Source organism: Geminocystis sp. NIES-3709 (genome assembly GCF_001548115.1).
Taxonomy (GTDB): Bacteria; Cyanobacteriota; Cyanobacteriia; order Cyanobacteriales; family Cyanobacteriaceae; genus Geminocystis.
Genome location: NZ_AP014821.1, coordinates 1,723,618 through 1,742,724, shown reverse-complemented (window position 1 = coordinate 1,742,724; position 19,107 = coordinate 1,723,618). Strand labels below are relative to the sequence as shown.

16 protein-coding genes and 1 pseudogene are annotated in these 19,107 nt (G+C 29.1%); 11 read left to right on the top strand and 6 right to left on the bottom strand.

Annotation, left to right across the window (positions count from 1 at the left end; genetic code table 11):
• Positions 1-37: 37 nt before the first annotated feature.
• From GM3709_RS07485 to GM3709_RS07475, 3 genes are all read left to right on the top strand, one after another.
• Positions 38-1,825 carry a tetratricopeptide repeat protein gene (locus GM3709_RS07485; protein ID WP_066117943.1) on the top strand — a complete coding sequence of 596 codons (1,788 nt, stop codon included), beginning with the start codon at positions 38-40 and terminating at the stop codon, positions 1,823-1,825.
• Between the two features lie 32 nt (positions 1,826-1,857).
• Positions 1,858-3,114, top strand: a complete 1,257-nt coding sequence (locus GM3709_RS07480) for a hypothetical protein (RefSeq protein WP_066117942.1) — start codon at positions 1,858-1,860, stop codon at positions 3,112-3,114.
• 321 nt (positions 3,115-3,435) lie between these two features.
• Positions 3,436-5,091, top strand: coding sequence for an NAD(P)H-quinone oxidoreductase subunit 4 (locus GM3709_RS07475; protein WP_066117940.1), 1,656 nt, complete (start codon positions 3,436-3,438; stop codon positions 5,089-5,091).
• Positions 5,092-5,247: 156 nt separating this feature from the next.
• Here GM3709_RS07475 and GM3709_RS07470 read toward each other — a convergent pair whose 3' ends face one another.
• From GM3709_RS07470 to GM3709_RS07460, 3 genes are all read right to left on the bottom strand, one after another.
• Positions 5,248-5,961 carry a cytochrome b/b6 domain-containing protein gene (locus GM3709_RS07470; RefSeq protein ID WP_066117938.1) on the bottom strand — a complete coding sequence of 238 codons (714 nt, stop codon included), beginning with the start codon at positions 5,959-5,961 and terminating at the stop codon, positions 5,248-5,250.
• A 209-nt stretch (positions 5,962-6,170) separates the two neighbouring features.
• Positions 6,171-6,569 (bottom strand): response regulator, encoded by a 399-nt coding sequence (locus GM3709_RS07465; protein ID WP_197671872.1) that lies wholly within the window; start codon positions 6,567-6,569, stop codon positions 6,171-6,173.
• A 13-nt stretch (positions 6,570-6,582) separates the two neighbouring features.
• On the bottom strand, positions 6,583-8,502 hold the full coding sequence (locus GM3709_RS07460; RefSeq protein WP_066117934.1) for a response regulator: 1,920 nt from the start codon (positions 8,500-8,502) through the stop codon (positions 6,583-6,585).
• Positions 8,503-8,571: 69 nt separating this feature from the next.
• On the opposite strand from GM3709_RS07460, the gene GM3709_RS07455 reads away from it, so the two are divergent.
• The 5 genes and pseudogenes from GM3709_RS07455 to GM3709_RS20095 all read left to right on the top strand — a co-directional run.
• A complete protein-coding gene (locus GM3709_RS07455; RefSeq protein WP_066117931.1) occupies positions 8,572-10,314 on the top strand; it encodes an ATP-binding protein in 1,743 nt (580 codons plus the stop codon).
• Positions 10,315-10,417: 103 nt separating this feature from the next.
• Positions 10,418-11,158: an SDR family NAD(P)-dependent oxidoreductase gene (locus tag GM3709_RS07450; protein ID WP_066117929.1), complete on the top strand. Its 741-nt coding sequence runs from the start codon at positions 10,418-10,420 to the stop codon at positions 11,156-11,158.
• A gap of 152 nt (positions 11,159-11,310) precedes the next feature.
• Positions 11,311-11,487, top strand: coding sequence for a hypothetical protein (locus tag GM3709_RS20430; RefSeq protein ID WP_158506707.1), 177 nt, complete (start codon positions 11,311-11,313; stop codon positions 11,485-11,487).
• A gap of 128 nt (positions 11,488-11,615) precedes the next feature.
• Positions 11,616-12,791, top strand: a complete 1,176-nt coding sequence (locus tag GM3709_RS21350; protein ID WP_066117927.1) for a hypothetical protein — start codon at positions 11,616-11,618, stop codon at positions 12,789-12,791.
• Positions 12,792-12,819: 28 nt separating this feature from the next.
• Positions 12,820-12,957, top strand: a pseudogene (locus tag GM3709_RS20095) (IS5/IS1182 family transposase); the annotation flags it as partial.
• 199 nt (positions 12,958-13,156) lie between these two features.
• Here GM3709_RS20095 and dnaN read toward each other — a convergent pair.
• Positions 13,157-14,332, bottom strand: coding sequence for a DNA polymerase III subunit beta (gene dnaN / locus GM3709_RS07440; protein WP_066117925.1), 1,176 nt, complete (start codon positions 14,330-14,332; stop codon positions 13,157-13,159).
• Between the two features lie 317 nt (positions 14,333-14,649).
• Between dnaN and GM3709_RS07435 the strand changes: the two genes are divergently transcribed.
• Positions 14,650-15,243 (top strand): chorismate lyase, encoded by a 594-nt coding sequence (locus tag GM3709_RS07435; protein ID WP_066117923.1) that lies wholly within the window; start codon positions 14,650-14,652, stop codon positions 15,241-15,243.
• Between the two features lie 44 nt (positions 15,244-15,287).
• Here the strand turns inward: GM3709_RS07435 and GM3709_RS07430 are convergent, their stop codons facing one another.
• Both GM3709_RS07430 and ubiE read right to left on the bottom strand, forming a co-directional pair.
• Entirely contained in the window at positions 15,288-16,523 is a 1,236-nt protein-coding gene (locus tag GM3709_RS07430; RefSeq protein WP_144439420.1) for a DUF445 domain-containing protein, read from the bottom strand.
• A 157-nt stretch (positions 16,524-16,680) separates the two neighbouring features.
• Entirely contained in the window at positions 16,681-17,382 is a 702-nt protein-coding gene (ubiE, locus tag GM3709_RS07425; RefSeq protein WP_066117919.1) for a bifunctional demethylmenaquinone methyltransferase/2-methoxy-6-polyprenyl-1,4-benzoquinol methylase UbiE, read from the bottom strand.
• 253 nt (positions 17,383-17,635) lie between these two features.
• Here ubiE and GM3709_RS07420 point away from each other — a divergent pair, with 253 nt between their 5' ends.
• Together GM3709_RS07420 and GM3709_RS07415 are read left to right on the top strand one after the other, a co-directional pair.
• A complete protein-coding gene (locus GM3709_RS07420; protein WP_066117918.1) occupies positions 17,636-17,854 on the top strand; it encodes a DUF4327 family protein in 219 nt (72 codons plus the stop codon).
• A 433-nt stretch (positions 17,855-18,287) separates the two neighbouring features.
• A complete protein-coding gene (locus GM3709_RS07415; RefSeq protein ID WP_066117916.1) occupies positions 18,288-19,016 on the top strand; it encodes a dienelactone hydrolase family protein in 729 nt (242 codons plus the stop codon).
• Positions 19,017-19,107 lie beyond the last annotated feature (91 nt).

Below are 19,107 nucleotides of genomic sequence, written 5' to 3'. Positions count from 1 at the left end.
AATAAATTAAAGTAAAGATATTATAAGAAAGAGTAAAATGCTATCAAATACAGATGATCAAAAAAGTCATTTTAATCATGGTCTTGCCTATTATAATTCAGGAGAATATCAAAAGGCGATCGATTCTTATAATATAGCCATTGAATTAGATCCTAGTTATACCAATGCTTACTATGGTCGTGGTCTTGCCTATGATAATTTAGAAGAATATAGAAAGGCGATCGATTCCTATAATAAAGCCATTGAATTAGAACCGAATGATGCCGATGTTTACTTTAATCGTGGTCTTGTTTATGAAAACTTAAAACAATATCAGAAAGCGATCAATGATTATAATAAAGCGATTGAATTAAATCCTAATGACGTTTCCGCTTACGATAATCGTGCTTATGCCTATACTCAATTACAAGAATATGAGAAAGTGAATAGTGACTATAAAAAAGCCATTGATCTTGATCCAAATTATATCTTAGTCGATGAAAATATAGATATTGTTTACCCTAAATTCATGGATGAAATTAAACAACAAATTAATACAGCAATTAAAGGTTTAACTAGACGGGTAAAATTAAAACTTGAACACATTGAAATAATTGAAAATGCCTTAGCTAATCCTGATATTAATAACGATATTTGGGAGAAGTATCTCAACGAGAATAATACAAAAATGGCATTAAAAGAAAAGATTTATTCTTCTGAAATGATTAAACTATTGACTTTAAGAGCGATAATTTTACCCTATACTTTGCCAGAATTTTTAAGATGGGTTAAAGAAATAAAAAAAGAAAATTTATTAAACATATTTCATAATTTTCAATACGATATATTAACAATATTAACCCAAAAATTTCGCTCAGAATATATTGTCAAAACAATCGAGTTAGGAGTTATTTTAATTATTCCCTCTTTATTTAAAGATGAGAGTTTAATTGAACAGGTAATCAATTTATTAAAAACAGAAAAAAGTCTCTGGGGTTATTATTATATTAATAGTATCAATCAACAAATTGATCATGATTTAAAATTAATGAAAAATTATGCTAAACAAAAAAAATTAGATAGTGATTTTCAGATATTTAACCATGAGTTATGGGGAAAAATTAAAGATGAATTAGCTATTGCTTGGCCTGTAGCTTCTCATCATCATAGATTTAAACCAATTTCTAAATATCAAGTATGGGTAAGATTATTTGACGGGTTAAATGAGCGTAAATTTGCCTTATTTTTTGCCCATATTGCTTATGATGAAATCCCAAAAGATATTTTTAACAAGGTAAAGCCTGTTAGATTTGGGAGTAATTATCATTGTAGAATTTATGATGTTAATACAACTAGAGAAGTCGGTATTGTTGAACAATTTATCTTAAAATTAAACGAATTATTAAATGTAAAAATAGATATGAAACTTTGGAAAATTATTATTTTAGTTACGGATGTTAGTTTGGGAGAATTTTTTTGTCGTGTTTATTTATTTCCCTCAAAACTAGAACAATCAGCTAACAAATTAATTGAAAAAGCATCACAAGAAAGTAACTTTAATATAACGGCTAAGAATATTACAAGTTTAATTGATGAATTAACAAAAAAAGCTCCCAATAACCAGAAAAAATATATTGATAATTTAAAGAAAATACTAGGTAATAATAACCTTGATTATACTGTTTTATCTGATTCCACTAAACAGAAAAAAGATGTAATAAATAGTTGGGTAAATGCTATTTATCTTTATCAAGCTAAAAATATTGATAAGGAGATAAAACCAGACGGAATTATTGATAAGGGAGACAAAACAGAGGAAATTAAAAAAAAAGAATTACAACAATAAACTTTTTATGAGTATAAATATTTATAAAAATAATGACTGATATTGAAAAAGAAATAAATACTGCTATTAAAGGCTTAACTAGAAGAGTAAACTTAAAAATTGAACATATTTACGTTATTGAAAATACCTTAGCAAACTTTCAAGTTGACACTCTTACTAACAGTGACATTAATAACCAAATTTGGTATCAATCTTTAAATGGTAATAACACTAAATTAGCTTTACAACAAAATATTTACACCTCAGAAATGGTAAAATTACTAACTTTAAGAGCAATAATTTTACCTGATACTTTACCAGAATTTTTAGATTGGTTACAACAGCGAGAAGGAAAAAATCAAGAACATTATCAATACAGTCTTGACTTTCAAATTAATTTGAGTAAAAATTTATCCGAAAAAACTCCTTACCTTTTAGCAAAAGTAAATGAAGGGGTAAGATTAATTATTATCGAATTAGTAAATAAATCTTATCTATTAAAAACAGTTATTTGGTTGTTAAAATACCAAGAAAATTTATGGGGAAAAGCCTATCAAGATGATGTTAGAATCTCCTTAGAAAATCTACTGGCATTTATTGCTCATTTTCCTGAAAATACATCTAATTTTCAACTCTTTACAAACGAAGAATATCAACAAATTAGACAGTATAAGAAAATAAAAATTATTCCTAGATATAAAATATTAGGTGATTTATTTGCTCAATTAGATGATAAATCTATTCCTTTAAGTATTTTTTTTTATCAATTATCTTGTGGAAAAGTTCCTAGTAAAGTTTATCAAAAAATTAAACCTAATCTGGGTAAAGTTTTTAGTTTAGAAATCAAAGAAAATATAAATTTTATTCAAAAGATTCTAAGAATTATTCTTAGTTTTAAATTTAAAAATCTTAACTTTTTCCGAAAGGAAATGCTTTATTGTTTTGGTAGGATGATAATGTGGTGGCTAATTGTTTTTGTTTGTGGTAGTATCAATCCTGCACTGATTTATTTAGCCATAATTGCTAATTTACCTTTGGTAAGTTTTTATCTGATTGGGGGAATTTTAGTCAATTTTACAGAGTTATTGTTAATGAAATTAGATTATTATGAACCTTCTGATTACGATCTTATTATGCAAATTTCTGTAATCGCTTACTTAATAATTTTGCCCTATTTACTTAACTATATTTATCGTTATTTAATTTTTAAAAATAGGAAAATAGGATTTAGAATTGCAGAATTTTTTTTATGGTTAACTCTTCTTTTTATTATAACGTTTATATTTAGTTTATTTGTCGAACTGAGGTGATATTTTCTTAAGGGCAAGAAGGTTTCATTTTCAAAATATAAACCAAAGATTGATATTATATGTTGAATTGTTGAATTAAATAATGTTTTCTTGAAATTTTTAACCCCACTTTTACATCTATCCCCCCATTACTTCTCTATATTACTGCCGTAGTTTTGTTTCTCCCACAAATTCCGATTTCTACTATTTCTTTTTATTATCAACGTCTCATAACTTTTTAAGTATCTGTTTCCTCTGATAAACAAACGGATAATTTTAACAAAAGTTAACAAAACATAGTAGAATAATGACACTAAAAATTAAATCTTATTTAAAAAGAATATGATAGCGGATCAATTTCCTTGGCTTACCGCAATAATTGCCTTACCCTTAATCGCCGCACTGGCAATTCCCATCGTGCCTGATAAAGAAGGTAAAACCCTTCGATGGTATGCTTTAGGAGTCGGATTAACTGATTTTATTTTAATGTGTTATGTTTTCTGGCAACACTACGATACAACTAACGCCAGTTTACAACTTGTTGAACAATATAGATGGATTCCTCAACTGGGTTTGAGTTGGGCTGTGTCAGTGGATGGTTTATCTATGCCTTTAGTACTTTTAGCAGGATTTGTAACTACTTTATCAATGTTTTCTGCTTGGCAAGTCGATCGAAAACCCCGTTTATTTTATTTTTTAATGTTATTGTTATACTCAGCGCAAATTGGTGTATTTGTTGCTCAAGATATTTTATTATTATTTATCATGTGGGAATTAGAGTTAGTTCCCGTATATTTATTAGTTTCTATTTGGGGTGGACAAAAAAGACGTTACGCCGCTACAAAATTTTTACTTTATACAGCGTTAGCCTCAATTTTTATCCTCATAGCTGGTTTAGGTATGGCATTATATGGCGGTGGAGAAATCACCTTCGATATGGTGGCATTAGGATTAAAAGAATATCCTATCGGGTTAGAAGTTTTATTATACGGTGGTTTATTAATCGCCTTTGGTGTCAAATTGGCAGTTTTTCCCCTTCATACATGGCTACCTGATGCCCATGGTGAAGCCTCCTCTCCTGTATCCATGATTTTGGCAGGAGTTTTATTGAAAATGGGTGGTTATGGCTTAATTAGGCTCAATTTAGGCTTATTACCAGAAGCCCATGTTTATTTTGCTCCCTTACTCGTGATTTTAGGGGTTGTGAACATAGTTTACGGCGGTTTTGCCTCTTTTGGTCAAACCAACATGAAACGCCGTCTAGCTTATTCTTCGGTGTCTCACATGGGTTTTGTATTAATCGGCATCGCTTCTTTTACTGATTTAGGTATAAGTGGTGCAATGTTGCAAATGTTGTCTCATGGTTTAATTGCCGCATTATTATTCTTCCTTGCGGGGGTGACGTACGATCGAACTCATACCATGTTCTTAGATGAGATGGGAGATATAGGAAAAGCAATGCCCAAAGTATTTGCGTTATTTACAGCCGGTGCCATGGCTTCTTTAGCTTTACCCGGTATGAGTGGTTTTGTCAGTGAATTAGCAGTATTTGTGGGTTTTAGTAATAGTGATGTTTATGATTCAACGTTTCGCACAGTGGGAGTAATTTTAAGCGCCGTGGGTTTGATTGTAACCCCTATTTATCTATTATCGATGCTAAGACAATTATTCTACGGCACAGATAAAGTTCAAATGTGTATTATTGGGGATACTGAAGAAAAAGAAAATTTCGATAATGATCCTGCTGTATGTTTTGGTACTAACTGTGTCTTACCGGGTGAAGCCGTTTACGAAGATGCAAAACCACGAGAGGTATTCATTGCCGCTTGTTTTCTCGCATTGATTATCACTGTTGGGTTGTATCCAAAATTAGCTACTCAACTTTATGATGCGAAAACCGTAGCAGTTAATGTGGAAGTTCGTCAATCTTATACAGAAATGGCTCAAAGTAATTCAACCCCAGTATATTCCATTGCTTTTGATAAAGGTAAAGAATAATTTGGAAGAATAAGTAATAAGTTTTTGACAAAATTAAAGGGGAGTTTAAAAAATTTTTTTTCATACTTTTTAGTTCTGATGAACATACTTTATTAAGTAAAATTAATCATATTTCGATCGAAACTTGAGAAAAAATTTAACTTAAGAAAATATGTATTATTTTAATAATGAAATAACCCAAGCTGTAATAATTATTAATAATATTATTAGTTCTAGTATTTGAAAAAGAGTAGGTAAGGTTAGCCACTCTTTTTTTATATATGTTAGCCAATTTTTTTGGTAATCCTCAATCTTTTTTCGGTATGATTTCCAGCTATCTTTTTCTCTAATCTGAGATTCAATCATTGATAGCAGTAGAGGATAGCCTCCGATTTTTATACTCATAAGTAAATGTAACCCAACGGCTAAAGTTATGATAATAAGAGATATTAAATGTAAATAGTACCAAAAATGATTTAATTCTCTTTTTGGCAACCATTTTTCATCCATCATTTTTCCTGTAAATACTGAAAATGTTAAAGCAAAAATTATAAATGTATTAGTGATGCGATGAAGAGAATACCACCAAATAGGCTTATTAATTAATTTTAGTTGACTAATACTATTACTTTGAATAAGTTTTTTATTTCCAAAATGAAACACATAGATAACAAAAAAGGGTAATATTAACATTGCAAATAAGCCAAAAGTTCCATGAATTCCCTCTATTTCTTGCCAATCAGAAAGCCATAATATTTTACCCCATCGTCCATCATAAGTGTTGTATGTCCAAAAAGCGGTTATCATTGCCAAAATGACAAATATCCCCTGAAAATTATGAATAATTCTTAGTAGTAATGGTTGATATGGTTGCGATCGTTTTTCAAGCATAATGTGAGAAAAAGATTATTGATTGAAATATAATAACCTTAAATCATTGATGAAAAAAAAATGTTGATAAGTTTCAGTTACTAAATTTTATAAGAGTTTTTTTTAATAATTTAATTAATTTACAAATCATTCAGACATACTATCGTTAATAAATTAAATTTTATTATGTGTTTTTTTATATTAAACAGAGATTGAATATTGTATGAATTTTACATTCGACATTCTAAAATATCTCGGATTAAATCGCCTAAATTGATAGGGTTAAAAGGCTTATAGATAATACCTTTTGCTCCTAATTTTTTCCAGTGAAATTGTTCATCTGATTGTGCCGTTAAAAAGATAACGGGAATAGATGCAGTTTTTGGATTTGCTTGTAGCTTTTTGATGATTTCATCTCCTTTATTTTGGGGCATTAAATAATCTAATAAAATTAAATCTAAATCATCTTTTTCTATGGCTATTTTTAATCCCTGTAAGCCAGAATTAGCACTAATAACTTGCCATTGATTAATCATTTCTAAGGACATTTTAATTAGTTGTTGAATCTCTTTACTATCATCAATAACTAAAATTGTAATAGTACTATTATTGGTAAAAATTTTCATCATATAATCTAAAAAATTAAGTAACTAAATGTGATAAATTAAATCTCTTAAGATGGGTCATAATTCTAGGGTATAACTCTAAATCAATTTTAGACTTACTGATAAAATCATCTGCTCCAGCTTCAACAAATTGATTCATAATATCAGGTTCGAGATTTCCTGTTAAAAAAATAATTGGTATATTTTGTAAAAAAGGATCCTTTTTGATAATTTTACAAATGTCTAATCCATCTAATTTTGGCATTTGTAAATCCAAAATAATTAATTGAGGTTTAATTCTTTTTATCTCTTCTAAAAAAATTTCACTATCAGAAATAATATTGATATTAATGGGCAATCTATTACTAATTAATTTCTGTTTTAAAACCTCTGTAAATCTAATATCATCATCAATAACTAAAATGTCATAAAGAGGCGTAATATTAGAGGTGCTGTGATTATTAGACAAAATATTAAAAATATTTTCCCATAAAACATCAAGAGTATTAGTTTTATTTAAAAAAGCACTTATAGGATATTTTGAACAATATAATCTGTTCTCTAAAGTATCATTTTTACTATAAATTATTGTCTTAGTTTCTTCTTTTTTTTCTTTTAAAAAGTTTAATATATCAGTTAATTGATCAGATGAAGATTTTTCCCAGTGAGTTTCTAAAATTACCACGTCATATTGTCTTTCTTTGAGATATTTTATCCCAAATACGATCGAGTGAACAAAGTGAAAAACCACTTGAGGATTATCCATAAAAAGGATTAGATTATTAGCTATTTTTATATCTTCATCAATAACGAGTATTTCTATTTTATTTTTAGGCAATATTTTTTCTTTTTTTTCCTTTTTAGGAATACATTGCTTTCCATTGGGAAATAAATTTTTTTCTAAGGTATCAAGTAATGTAAGTATCTTGAATTTTACTTTCTTATCAGATAAATTATTCTGATTTTCTTTTAATAAATTTTCTATATTTTTAGAAATTTTACTAGCCGTGTCGAAACCAAGACTTCCTAAAAAACCAACAAAATTATGGGCTATATTTATAGCTTTATTAATATCTATATTATTATTACCCTGTATATAATTAGATAATTCCTGACAATCTTTACTAACGGTTTCTTGATTATCTAACCACATTTGTTTGATTAAATTTTGAAATTGATTTTCTTTATTTTCTCTAATATTTTTTTCTAATAAATCAGAAATTTTATCTATATTTTTTTTATTATTATTAAAAGATTGATGTTGTTTTTCTGATCTTTTTTCTCTCTCTTGTTTTAAACGATAACCCATACCATATAGAGTTTCTATAAAGTTTTTATCTAATCCTACTTCTTCTAATTTTTTTCTTAAAGATTTAATATGAGTTCTTAAAGTACTATCCGTTGGTGTGGTATCAATTTCCCAAAGTCGATCGATAATTGATTGTGTATTAAATACTTTATTAGGAGTTTCTAAAAAAATTTGTAAAATTTTAAATTCTGTGGGAGTTAAATGTAAATAATTATGATTATATATCACTTTTTTTTCTTCAGGATACATAACTAAATTATTCCATGTTAGATTACAAAGTTCAGTCTTTTTTTCACGTCTTAGTAAAGCTTTTACTCTAGCTAATAATTCCTCAAAATCGAAGGGTTTAATTAGGTAATCATCTGCACCAGATTCAAAGGCTTTAATTTTATCTATTTTATTATTTAAAGCAGTAATAAATAAGATGGCAATATCTACATTATTCGATCGTAATTCTCGACAAATATCAATACCATTTTTTTTGGGTAACATGACATCTAATATTAAAATGTCATAACATTGTTTACTCAGTTTTTCTGCTATATTAAATCCAGTATTAACTATTTCAACTACGGCTGATTCATTAACTAAATAGTCATGTATTAGTTTTCCTAAACGTTGATCATCTTCCACTAAAAGAATTTTCATAATTTTATCTTGCTTCTTAAATGCTTTAAAATTATTACATTTATAGTAAAAACCAAATTTGAGAAATAAATGTTATTCTCCACTATTAGTATTTTTTCCTCTAACTATTATATCCCTCATGGACATTGTTATTTATGGCAGTCTTCTCTCGTCTGGCTACATTTACTTTCAGATATGTTTATAGGGATAGCCTATTTTTCGATACCTTTTATGTTAATTTATTTTGTGCGTCAAAGAAATGATATTCCCTTCACTTATATATTTTTACTATTTAGCTGTTTTATTCTATTTTGTGGTTTAACTCATGTTATGGGAATAATAACGATTTGGTATCCCCTTTACTGGTTATCTGGATTAATTAAAGGATTGACAGCGTTAGTGTCAGTTTTGACGGCTTTTGAGTTATTTCCCATTATTCCTATGGCTTTAGCGTTACCAACACCAGAAAAATTAAGTATTCTTAATCAAGATTTAGAAACTCGTATTCAAGAAAAGCAGGTAATAGAATTACAGTTAAAAACTTTAAATCAAGAATTAGAGGAAATAGTAGAAAAAAGAACTTTACAAATAAAAAAAATTAATGAACGACTTAAATATAAAATAAAATTAGAGCAATTAATTACTTATATTTCTAGTTTGTTTATTAAAGTTTCTACTAATGAGATCGAAGATAAATTTAATATTTCTTTAAAAAAAATAACTGAAGTATTAGCCATTGATCAAAGTTATTTATTTCTTAAAGGATTATCTACTACTAAACTTGGTCAAGATCAGTATTTTTATGGTGAAAATACAAAAAAAATTAATTGTAACAATGAATTATTGTTTTTAATAGATATTTTAAAAGATTTTAATGTAGTTTATATCAATAACTTGGAAAATGATAAAAAATATAATTTCTTAAAAGAATCTTATATTCTACAAAATAATATTAAATCTCTTTTAGCATATCCTTTGATTTATGGGGATTCCTTTATAGGATTTTTAATGTTTATTTCTATTAAAAAGCCTAAAAAATGGGATAGAGTTGATTTGATTTTTACAAGATTAATTAATGAAACATTTGTCAAAGCGATCGAAACTTATGGAATGCAAAAAGAGCTAAAAACTTGGAATAAAGAATTACAACGATCGAATGAAGAATTAGAACAATTTGCTTACGTCGCTTCCCATGATTTACAAGAACCATTAAGAACTATTAGCAGTTTTTCTGAACTTTTAAAAGAAGAATATTATCATCAAATAGATGAAGAAGGACAACTATATTTAGATTTGATAATGTCTGCTTCTAATCGAATGAAACAGTTAATAAAAGATCTCTTATCTTTATCAAGAATTCAAACTAGAGGACAGGAATTTTCTCTAGTAAACTGTAATGAAATTATTCAAGATATTTTAGAAATTTTACAAATATCTATTAAAGAAACAAATGCAGAGATTACCTATAAACAATTACCTATAATAATGGGAGATAAATTTCAACTGACTCAACTATGGCAGAACTTAATCAGTAATTCTCTGAAGTTTCATAGCGATCGACCACTAACAATCAATTTAACGGTACAATCTTTAATTGATCAATGGTTATTCTGTGTCGAAGATAATGGCATTGGTATTTCACCAGAGTTTCAAGAGAGAATTTTTGTCGTCTTTCAGAGACTACACACCCAAGATAAATACAAAGGCACTGGTATTGGTTTAGCTTTATGTCAAAAAATTGTTACTCGTCACGGTGGTAAAATCTGGGTAGAATCAGATCTAGGAAAAGGATCAAAATTCTTTTTTACAATTCCAAAAAGCTTTGTTGCATAAATCAGAAAGTGTCATCCCAAAATTAGATAACATAATTATAGTTTTTTATAAGTGATAAAAATATGCAGAATGTCAGTTTATAATACTCAAAATACAAATTAAGATGATTAAAAACAAAAATGTTTTGATTATTGGTGCAACTGGAGGTATTGGAAATGGTTTTGTACGTCAGTTAATTAAACAACCTGATGTTAAATATATTTTTGCTACTTATCGCTATTTTCAATCTTCATTAGAAAATTTATCCTCGAATAAAATAATTCCCCTTAAGGTAGATGTCACCGTTGAAAGTCAAATCGAAGAAGCCATTAGAGAAATTCGATCGAGAGTACAAGAGTTACATTTAGTAATTAATTGTGTCGGGATTCTTCATGAAAAAGAATTACAACCAGAAAAAAGCCTTAAACATCTTAGTAGTGATAACTTATTACGATATTTTCAAGTAAATACTATTCCCACAGGTATTTGGGCAAAACATTTATTACCCTTGTTTAAACATTCACAAATCAGTGTTTTTGCCGTTATTTCCGCTAAAGTTGGCAGTATTGAAGACAATTATTTAGGAGGATGGTATGGTTATCGTCTCTCCAAAGCCTCTTTAAATATGTTGCTTAAAAACATTTCGATCGAATATAGTAGAGTCAGTAAAAATACGATCGTTGTCGCATTACATCCCGGAACTACAGATACTCAATTATCTGCACCTTTTCAAAAAAATGTTCCTACAGAAAAACTTTTTTCTCTTAATCTTTGTACTCAACAACTATTATCTGTAATCAATAATTTAACTATTAAAGATACTGGTAAATTTTTCTCTTGGGATGGCACTATTTTACCCTTCTAGCTCAGGAAAATTTTATATAACCAAGAGAAAATAAATTATTCATAACTTTTATCAGTTACTAGATTTCTTGCAAAATTAAGTTGAAATAAAAATAGAGGGTCATAATTTGTTATTATAAGCCGTCGTACCCAAAGAAAACATAAGATTAGCTTATGAAAATAAAAAGAGTGGAAAAATTGTTACCCAAAAACTTTAAAAGAAGATTTGGTGTCACCAAAAAAACTTATCAATTACTTGTAAAAATAGTCAAAAATAAAAAACTGGGAAGAAAACTAAAACTAACGGTAGAAGAACAGGTTATGGTTACATTACAATATTTTAGGGAGTAAAGAACAAAAAAGGATAAATAGAGAAAGAATAGTAATACTGACAATTCTGGAAATGACTGAAAAGCTGAAAGTGTTAAGAATCAAGACATATGCTTAAATGAAAATGCTCTAAATATTTTTAATTAACCATGAGATTTCATCTGGCTAACATAATTCAGCTTTTCTTTGTCAAATTTAGTAAATTATTTCGCTCTCATAAAATTGAAGCATTTGAAGCAATTATGATTTTAGCAATTAGTCATGCTTATGGCTGTTTTAATCCCAAACAATTAGCAGATTTGCTTGGTGTTAGTCACCAAAAAATCTATACAGAAATTTCTTCTTGGACATTATATAAACTCCGAAAAGTTTTAAAATTAATGATGATTAATGTTGCAGTGGAACAGTTGCAAATCATCGAACAAAAAAGTATTGTTACTCAATCAAGAGCAAATATAACACTTGCGGTAGATGATAGTGTTATTGACAGAGTAGGAAAGAGATTACGTTGTACATGGAATTGGTATAGTGGACGTTGGAAAAAAGTGGTAAATGGACAAAATATATTAGGAATAATATTAACAATTAAGGGAAAAGCAATACCAATTGGATTAATATTTTGTTCTAAACAAGGAAGAAAAAATACAAATAAACCGAGTATATTAGTTGGGATGTTAAGACAAATTAAAGAAGAATGTCTCAAAGAAAATATAGATATTACTAAATATCCAATTACTCTGGATTCTTGGTATGCATCAAAAGAATTAAAAGAGCAATTATCTGAACTAGGATTCACCAAAATTATTATGGCTGGAAAAGGCAGTTATGTATTTGAAGGAGAGAACTTTAAAGGCAAAGGAAGTGAAGGTCAAAAAAGAGTAGATTATCAAGAAAATCAATGGGGAATTGATGTACCTTGTGTGAGACAAAAATTATCAAATCCAACTTTTGGAACTCTCAATTTATTGTTTTTTCAAAAAAGTAATAGTAATTGTTATTTGTTGATAGATTTAAGTAGTATATCATTGAGAGGAGCGGAAATATGGCGGACATGGACTGCACACAATATTATTGAACAGTTTTGGAAAATTTTAAAATCGGTGCTAAAAATTGCCGAGATGAAATTAAGGAAACAAGGAATTTATACAGGATTATTAATTAAGATAATAATGTATTTAATGTTATTATCAATACAGTTTATGGCAAATTTTCGTCGTTTATCATTAACGCAAATAATGAGAAAAATTCAATCATCAACTCGACTAACAGATGTAATCAAAGAGCATTTTCAGCAGGATTTTTTGGGGATTTCAGCAATTGTATAGCTTTTCAAGGTTCTTGGAATTATCAGTAATAGAACATGTTAATCGAAAGCTAAAAATATTTAAAATATTATCACAAAGGTATCGAAATAGAAGAAAAAGATTTGGATTAAGATTTAACTTAATTGCTGGGATTTATAATTATGAAATAAAGCAAAAAGAAGCCTAAGTAAAAAAGAAAAATTATGGTTTATGAAGAAAATTTGTAATAAATTAATTGAGTTTTAGTTAATAGGCACTTTTATCAGTAATATATAAATATTTATTATACTATTAGTGAGTGAATTGGTTTTTTCGGAGGCATTCACTCCTTACATACTCCGAATTGTCAAAAATATATTGTTTATTTTAGTTTTGCAAGAGGTCTATTATTCCCGTATTTGAACAGGCATAATTAAATAAGTCATTTGTAAACCACTAAGAGGAGTGATAATCACTGGTTGAGTTGCCCCATTCAACTGAAACTTAATATCGTTAGCTGATAATGCTTTTAACCCATCCATTAAATAGCGAATATTAAAACCAATATCAAAGCCTTCTCCCGTTATTTCTGCCGACAAAGATGCTTTTGCATTGCCTAACTCTTTAGCCTCCACCGATAAAGTTAGTTCATTACTATTATGATCTAAATTAAACTTAACCATATTATTTTTTTGATCTGCAAAAACCGAAACCCTCTCTAAACTATCAATTACTTGTTTTCGATCGACAATCATTGTTCTTTCAAAACTTTTAGGAATTAATTGACCATAATTAGGGTAAGCACCCTCCAACTTTCTGCTAGTAAGATGTTGATCCCCCAACTCAAAAACAACTTGTCCTTGATCTACATACAAAGCAACAGATTCATTGTCTTTCTCACCAGAAATAATCTTCTCTAACTCCCTTAATGCTCTAGCAGGTATAGTAATATTAAAATTCTGTTCTTCCGTTAAAGGTGAATCAGTTTCCTCGGTTTCATCTTCTTGTTTTTCAGCAGTGGTTTTAACAACAGCTAAACGGTGGCCATCCGTGGCCGCAAATTCCAAACTGTCTAACTCTCTGGTAAGATGAACCCCTGTTAATATTTGCTTGGTTTCGTCACTACTAGCAGAAAATAAAGAACCTTTTAACCCCTCAATCAACGCAGTAATGGGTAAGAAAAAGGCTTCCTCTTTCTCGACTATCGGCAACTCAGGAAACTCGTCTCCCTTTACTCCTCTTAATTGAAATTTACCAGATAAAGAGTCGATCGCAACTAGAGGATTTTCATCTAATTCATCCTCATCATAAGATAAAGTAATCTCCCCTTCTGGTAAACGAGCAATAATATCATTTAATAACTTAGAAGGTAAAGTAATCATACCCCCTTCTTCTACTTCCGAGGCAAAACTGGTACGCATTCCTAAACTTAAATCAAACCCAGTGAGAGTAATTCTGTTTTTGTCTTCATCCGCTACTAACAAGATATTACCTAAAATGGGATGGGTAGGACGAGAGGGAACGGCACGACTAACTAATGATAAATTATTTTTAAGATCTACTTGAGAACAAACTATTTTCACTACTATTGAGGTAATATTTCTATTGTACTAAAACATTTTAACTCTTTTTTAGCTCAGAGAAACTAGAATACAGTAAATAATTGGCGATCGAAAGTTTACACATATTTTTAGATTCTGACAATAAAATTTGAAAATCAATAACCTTTAAATGCTGGTTTTATCAATAATTTATCTGATTTACCTCGTTTTGTTAATGAAAATCTATAAAAGCAATTCGATCGAGCTACATAATTAAAAGTCATTTATCATAATACAAATAACAAAATAACTTTCACATTGTTATGATAAATATTAAGTTTTGTAAAGTATAAAGAAAAATGATAACACGATCGCAAATTACGATTAATTCATGGCAAAAACTAAACCCTATTTGGCAAGGAGGGGAAGAATTAGTCAAAATCGGCTTACCTCATAGTCAATTAACTCCTGCATGGCAAATACTTCTATTAGGAGATGGTTCACCGACAAGACATTTAAGATTACTTACCAGTGAGACGATTGAAGTAGATGTAATTGATATGTCTTTGATAGGTAATAATTTAGATAATGCACCTAAAGATATAGAAAAAGTACCTAACCCCAGACTCAGAAGACAAGTATGGTTAAAAACGGCTAGTGGACAAAAGTTAGCCTATGCTACTTCTTGGTGGGAAGCTAGTCATGTTGACGAATATTTACAAAATCGTAGTTTGCCCATTTGGGAAAGTTTATCTCGACTACATACAGAACTATATCGAGATATTCAAGGAATTTATTATGGAGAATCTAAAAGTTTAGAAGAAGGTTTTGGAGAAAAAGGGCCTTTTTGGGGAAGACATTATCTATTTTGGCATTCAGGAAAGCCTTTAACTCTTATCTATGAAGTTTTTTCTCCTTATCTATGCAAATATTTAGGAAATTTGAACCATTAGACTTCTCCAAAAATTCAAAATAAAATCAGTTTCTATTATTTAGCTTAACGGAGAAATAATAACAAACTTTGTATAACACCAATAATAAAACCTAAAATTCCACCTAAATTAACAATCGCTTGTAATTCACTCTTTACAATACTTTGAGTTGCTTCTTCCAAATTCTCTGGAGAAGTTGCTTTTATTCTCTCAATAATTACTTGATCAATGGATAAAATAGGGATGGCTTCTGCTACAATTTTCTCTAAATCTTCCTCTAAATAACGTTCTAAAATTAAAGCTAATTCTTCACTAATTAAACCTAAAGAACTATTAACTACCATAGAAGCCTGTAAACGATTTATAATTAATACTGACACTTTATCCCAATCGATCGAAGTACTAAATTCATGTAAAAAAATTGCTCCTTTTTCCTGTAGATAATCTCTGACAGCTTTATTGGTAGTTTGTCGTAATTGTTTAACCGTTGCTACAGGTAAATTTTGTAAAGAAAAACTAAGAAAAAACTCTTTTAATCTATTTCTAATTTCCAAAGATAAAAGTAACTCTTTTATTCTTGTATTAGCCATTTCTTGTTCATCTAAGCAAAAAGTGCGCAATCGACTTAAGGCATTTTTTACACCAAATAAATTAGCCACAACCCAATAAGTACCACTGGTTTTTTCTCGAAAACCCTCATCAATTACACTAATATTTCGATCGGTTAAAAAATTAATTAAAGCCTGACGTAACAAATCTGGGGCAAAAATAACTTGTAATAGCCAGTCAGATAATTGTCTAGCCTGAAGTTCAGTTAATTTAAACTCTAATAAAATTCGGTCAAAAATTTGATCTATTTGATTTTGTAAAAAGTCATCTTTTCTCGCCAAAACTTTTAATAATTTCGGTAAAGAATCTCCTATTAAATCTCTTAAAATATCAGCTAAAATTTTTGCACTTTTTTGTTTTTTATCTTCTTTTATCTGCTTTAAAGCTAACTGTAATAACCATAAAATAGCCCCTTTTACTCTTTCAGTTTGTAATAATCTTTTAGCTAATTTTTGTAATTCTTCTGGAGTCAGCAAAGAATTCATAATAGTATCAGAAACTTTTTGAGCTAACCTTTCCTGATTACGAGGAATTAATCCGGGTGTAAAAGGTAATTGTTTCTGAAAAAAATATAAAGGTTTATAGGGGCGAAATAGCATATTAATAGCTAAATCATTTGTAAAATATCCTATAATTGAACCCGTTACAGGAGGGAGAATAATTTGCCACCAATTACTAAATTCTAAAGGCATTCTTAACAATGACAATGAACAATGAACAAATTCAGCTATCAGCTATCAGCAGTTAGATTTCAGTAAGCAAAAATGCAAAACTCACGAAGCAAAATATGGAGAAGATTATTAACCGTTAATTTTCTTTTCATCTTCTCTTTTTTTACTTTTTAAACTACTATTTAGTTAATACCAGAACTCCCATTATACCACCAAATAAAGGGTAATGTACCGCCTCCTGAAACCCAGCATCTAAAGCTAAATTAATTTGAGTTTTACCATCAGGAAAACGCTCTAAACTCGGATAAATATAAGCATATTCCGCTTCTATCCCCAAAAAATCCGCTAATCTTACTACAACATTATCTAAATACCATTTTTGACTACTAGCTACCCAATCCGCCTCCGGTTTATGAAAATCTAAAATAGCCACTTTTCCCAAAGGTTTCAATACTCGTCTAATTTCTCGCAAACACGCAGGTATATTAACTACGTTTCTTAAACCATAACCCATCGTTGCACAATCAACATAATTATCATCAAAAGGCAAATTCAATACATCCTCTTCTAACCATTCAATCTCACTGGATAAGGATCTATGAGCTTGTTTTATCTTAGCTTCTGCTAACAATTGAGAGGAAAAATCGACTCCAATAACTTTACCCTTTATCATCTGTTTTGCCATTAAAAAAGTTAGATCACCAGTACCACAACAAAGATCTAATGCCACTCCCGAAGAAGGAGGATTACTCCATTTTACTGTCATTGCCTTCCAAATATGATGAATACCAAAACTCAATCCATCATTCATTTGATCATAAACTGGTGCAATTTGATTAAAAAGAGTTTTAATTTGTTGAGAATTGGGAGAAAAAGACATTTTTTTGAAAAATTGATAATTGACGGAAGGTGCAGATCAAATTTTAACAAAATATGCTATTATGATGTATATTAGAGTTTAGCAATAACTTTCTATTCACCGTTGCTCATAATTCTATTGGCAAAAAATCCCTCCTAAACGAGATTTTCTCAGAACCTGTAGATAGTTTAATGCTTTCTCGTTTTATGGGTGCAGGATAATAATGCTATTCTTTCAACCATATATTATAGTTTTAGTAAAAGTAAAAAACTTTATGCCTACAAAGCAAGTCATTCACCCTATGGTGAAGTTGCAACAAAAAGTATCCTCTCTTGTCAATTCACAGATTATTCAACCTAATGATAGCATCGGTAAAGTAGCGTTATTATTTGGTAATGAATGGTCTTTTTTAAAGTCAGAGTTATTGGCTTTTGGATTTTCTATGCAAGATCCTGTAAGTGATTTACTTGTAGTAGAAAAATGGGATGAATAATCTCCCAAATAGTATTAAAATTGTAACATACTATGCCAAGAAAAATTTAAGGACAATTATTTCTCTTTAATTTTATTTGTCCTTTTATTATTAAACATCGATCGAATTTTAAAATTAAATCAATTTTAATCTCGAAATCGTTAAATTAATATAGTTTATTGTTATTTTCTCTCGTATAATAATACCTATTCTACAGTAGTTATTATAAATTACTAGAAAGTAATCGATATAAACCTTAGTTTATCTAGTTTTAAGTATTAAAAAAATACAATTGTTTGTTATAAATTAAGAGTTTTAATTTAACCTATAGCAATTTCTACCCTTATGAGGTACGCTCAAATCCTTTAATTAGGGAAACTTGAATTTTATTTTTGTACCCCGTAACCATGAGAAACGCTATAATATCTACCACCTAACACCTAATACCTTTTTTATGAATGTTACTACTTCTACTGTTAATATTAGTGGAGATTTATTGATTCAAGGGTTTTTAGCTGAACCAGAAACTACAGAAATCATACCTGCGGTGATCGTTATCCAAGAAATCTTTGGAGTCAATGATCATATTAAAGATGTTACTTGTCGCATTGCTAAAGAAGGTTATATTGCGATCGCACCGGCTATTTATCAACGTCAAGCACCGAATTTTGCGGTAGGATATAGTTCTGAAGATATAGAAATTGGTAGAGTTTATAAAAATCAGACGAAAGCTGATGAATTATTAAGTGATATACAAGCTACGATCGATTACTTATATCAATTACCTAATGTCAAGAAAACAGGTGTCGGCAGTATTGGGTTTTGTTTTGGTGGTCATGTAACATATTTAACAGCAACTTTGCCTGACATCAAAGCGGTAGCCTCATTTTATGGGGCTGGAATTCCTAGTTGGTGTCCTAATGACAAAAATTCCACAATTACTCGGACAAAAGATATAAAAGGCAAAATTTATGGTTTCTTTGGAGAAAAAGATCTTAGTATCCCCCAAGAAGATATTGATCTTATTGAAACAGAGTTACAAAAGTATAATATTCCTCATCAAATATTTCGTTATTCTAATGCAGATCATGGCTTTTTTTGCGATCGAAGATCAAGTTATCACAAAGAATCGGCAAAAGACGCATGGGAAAAAGTGTTGGAATTATTTACTTGTTTGAGATAAATCCTTAGATTATCCTAAAAATTTTGTTGGGTTAATTTTCTTTTAATTTGTTAAAACTGTTTTTTAATTTCTACAATAGAATATAAAGTTT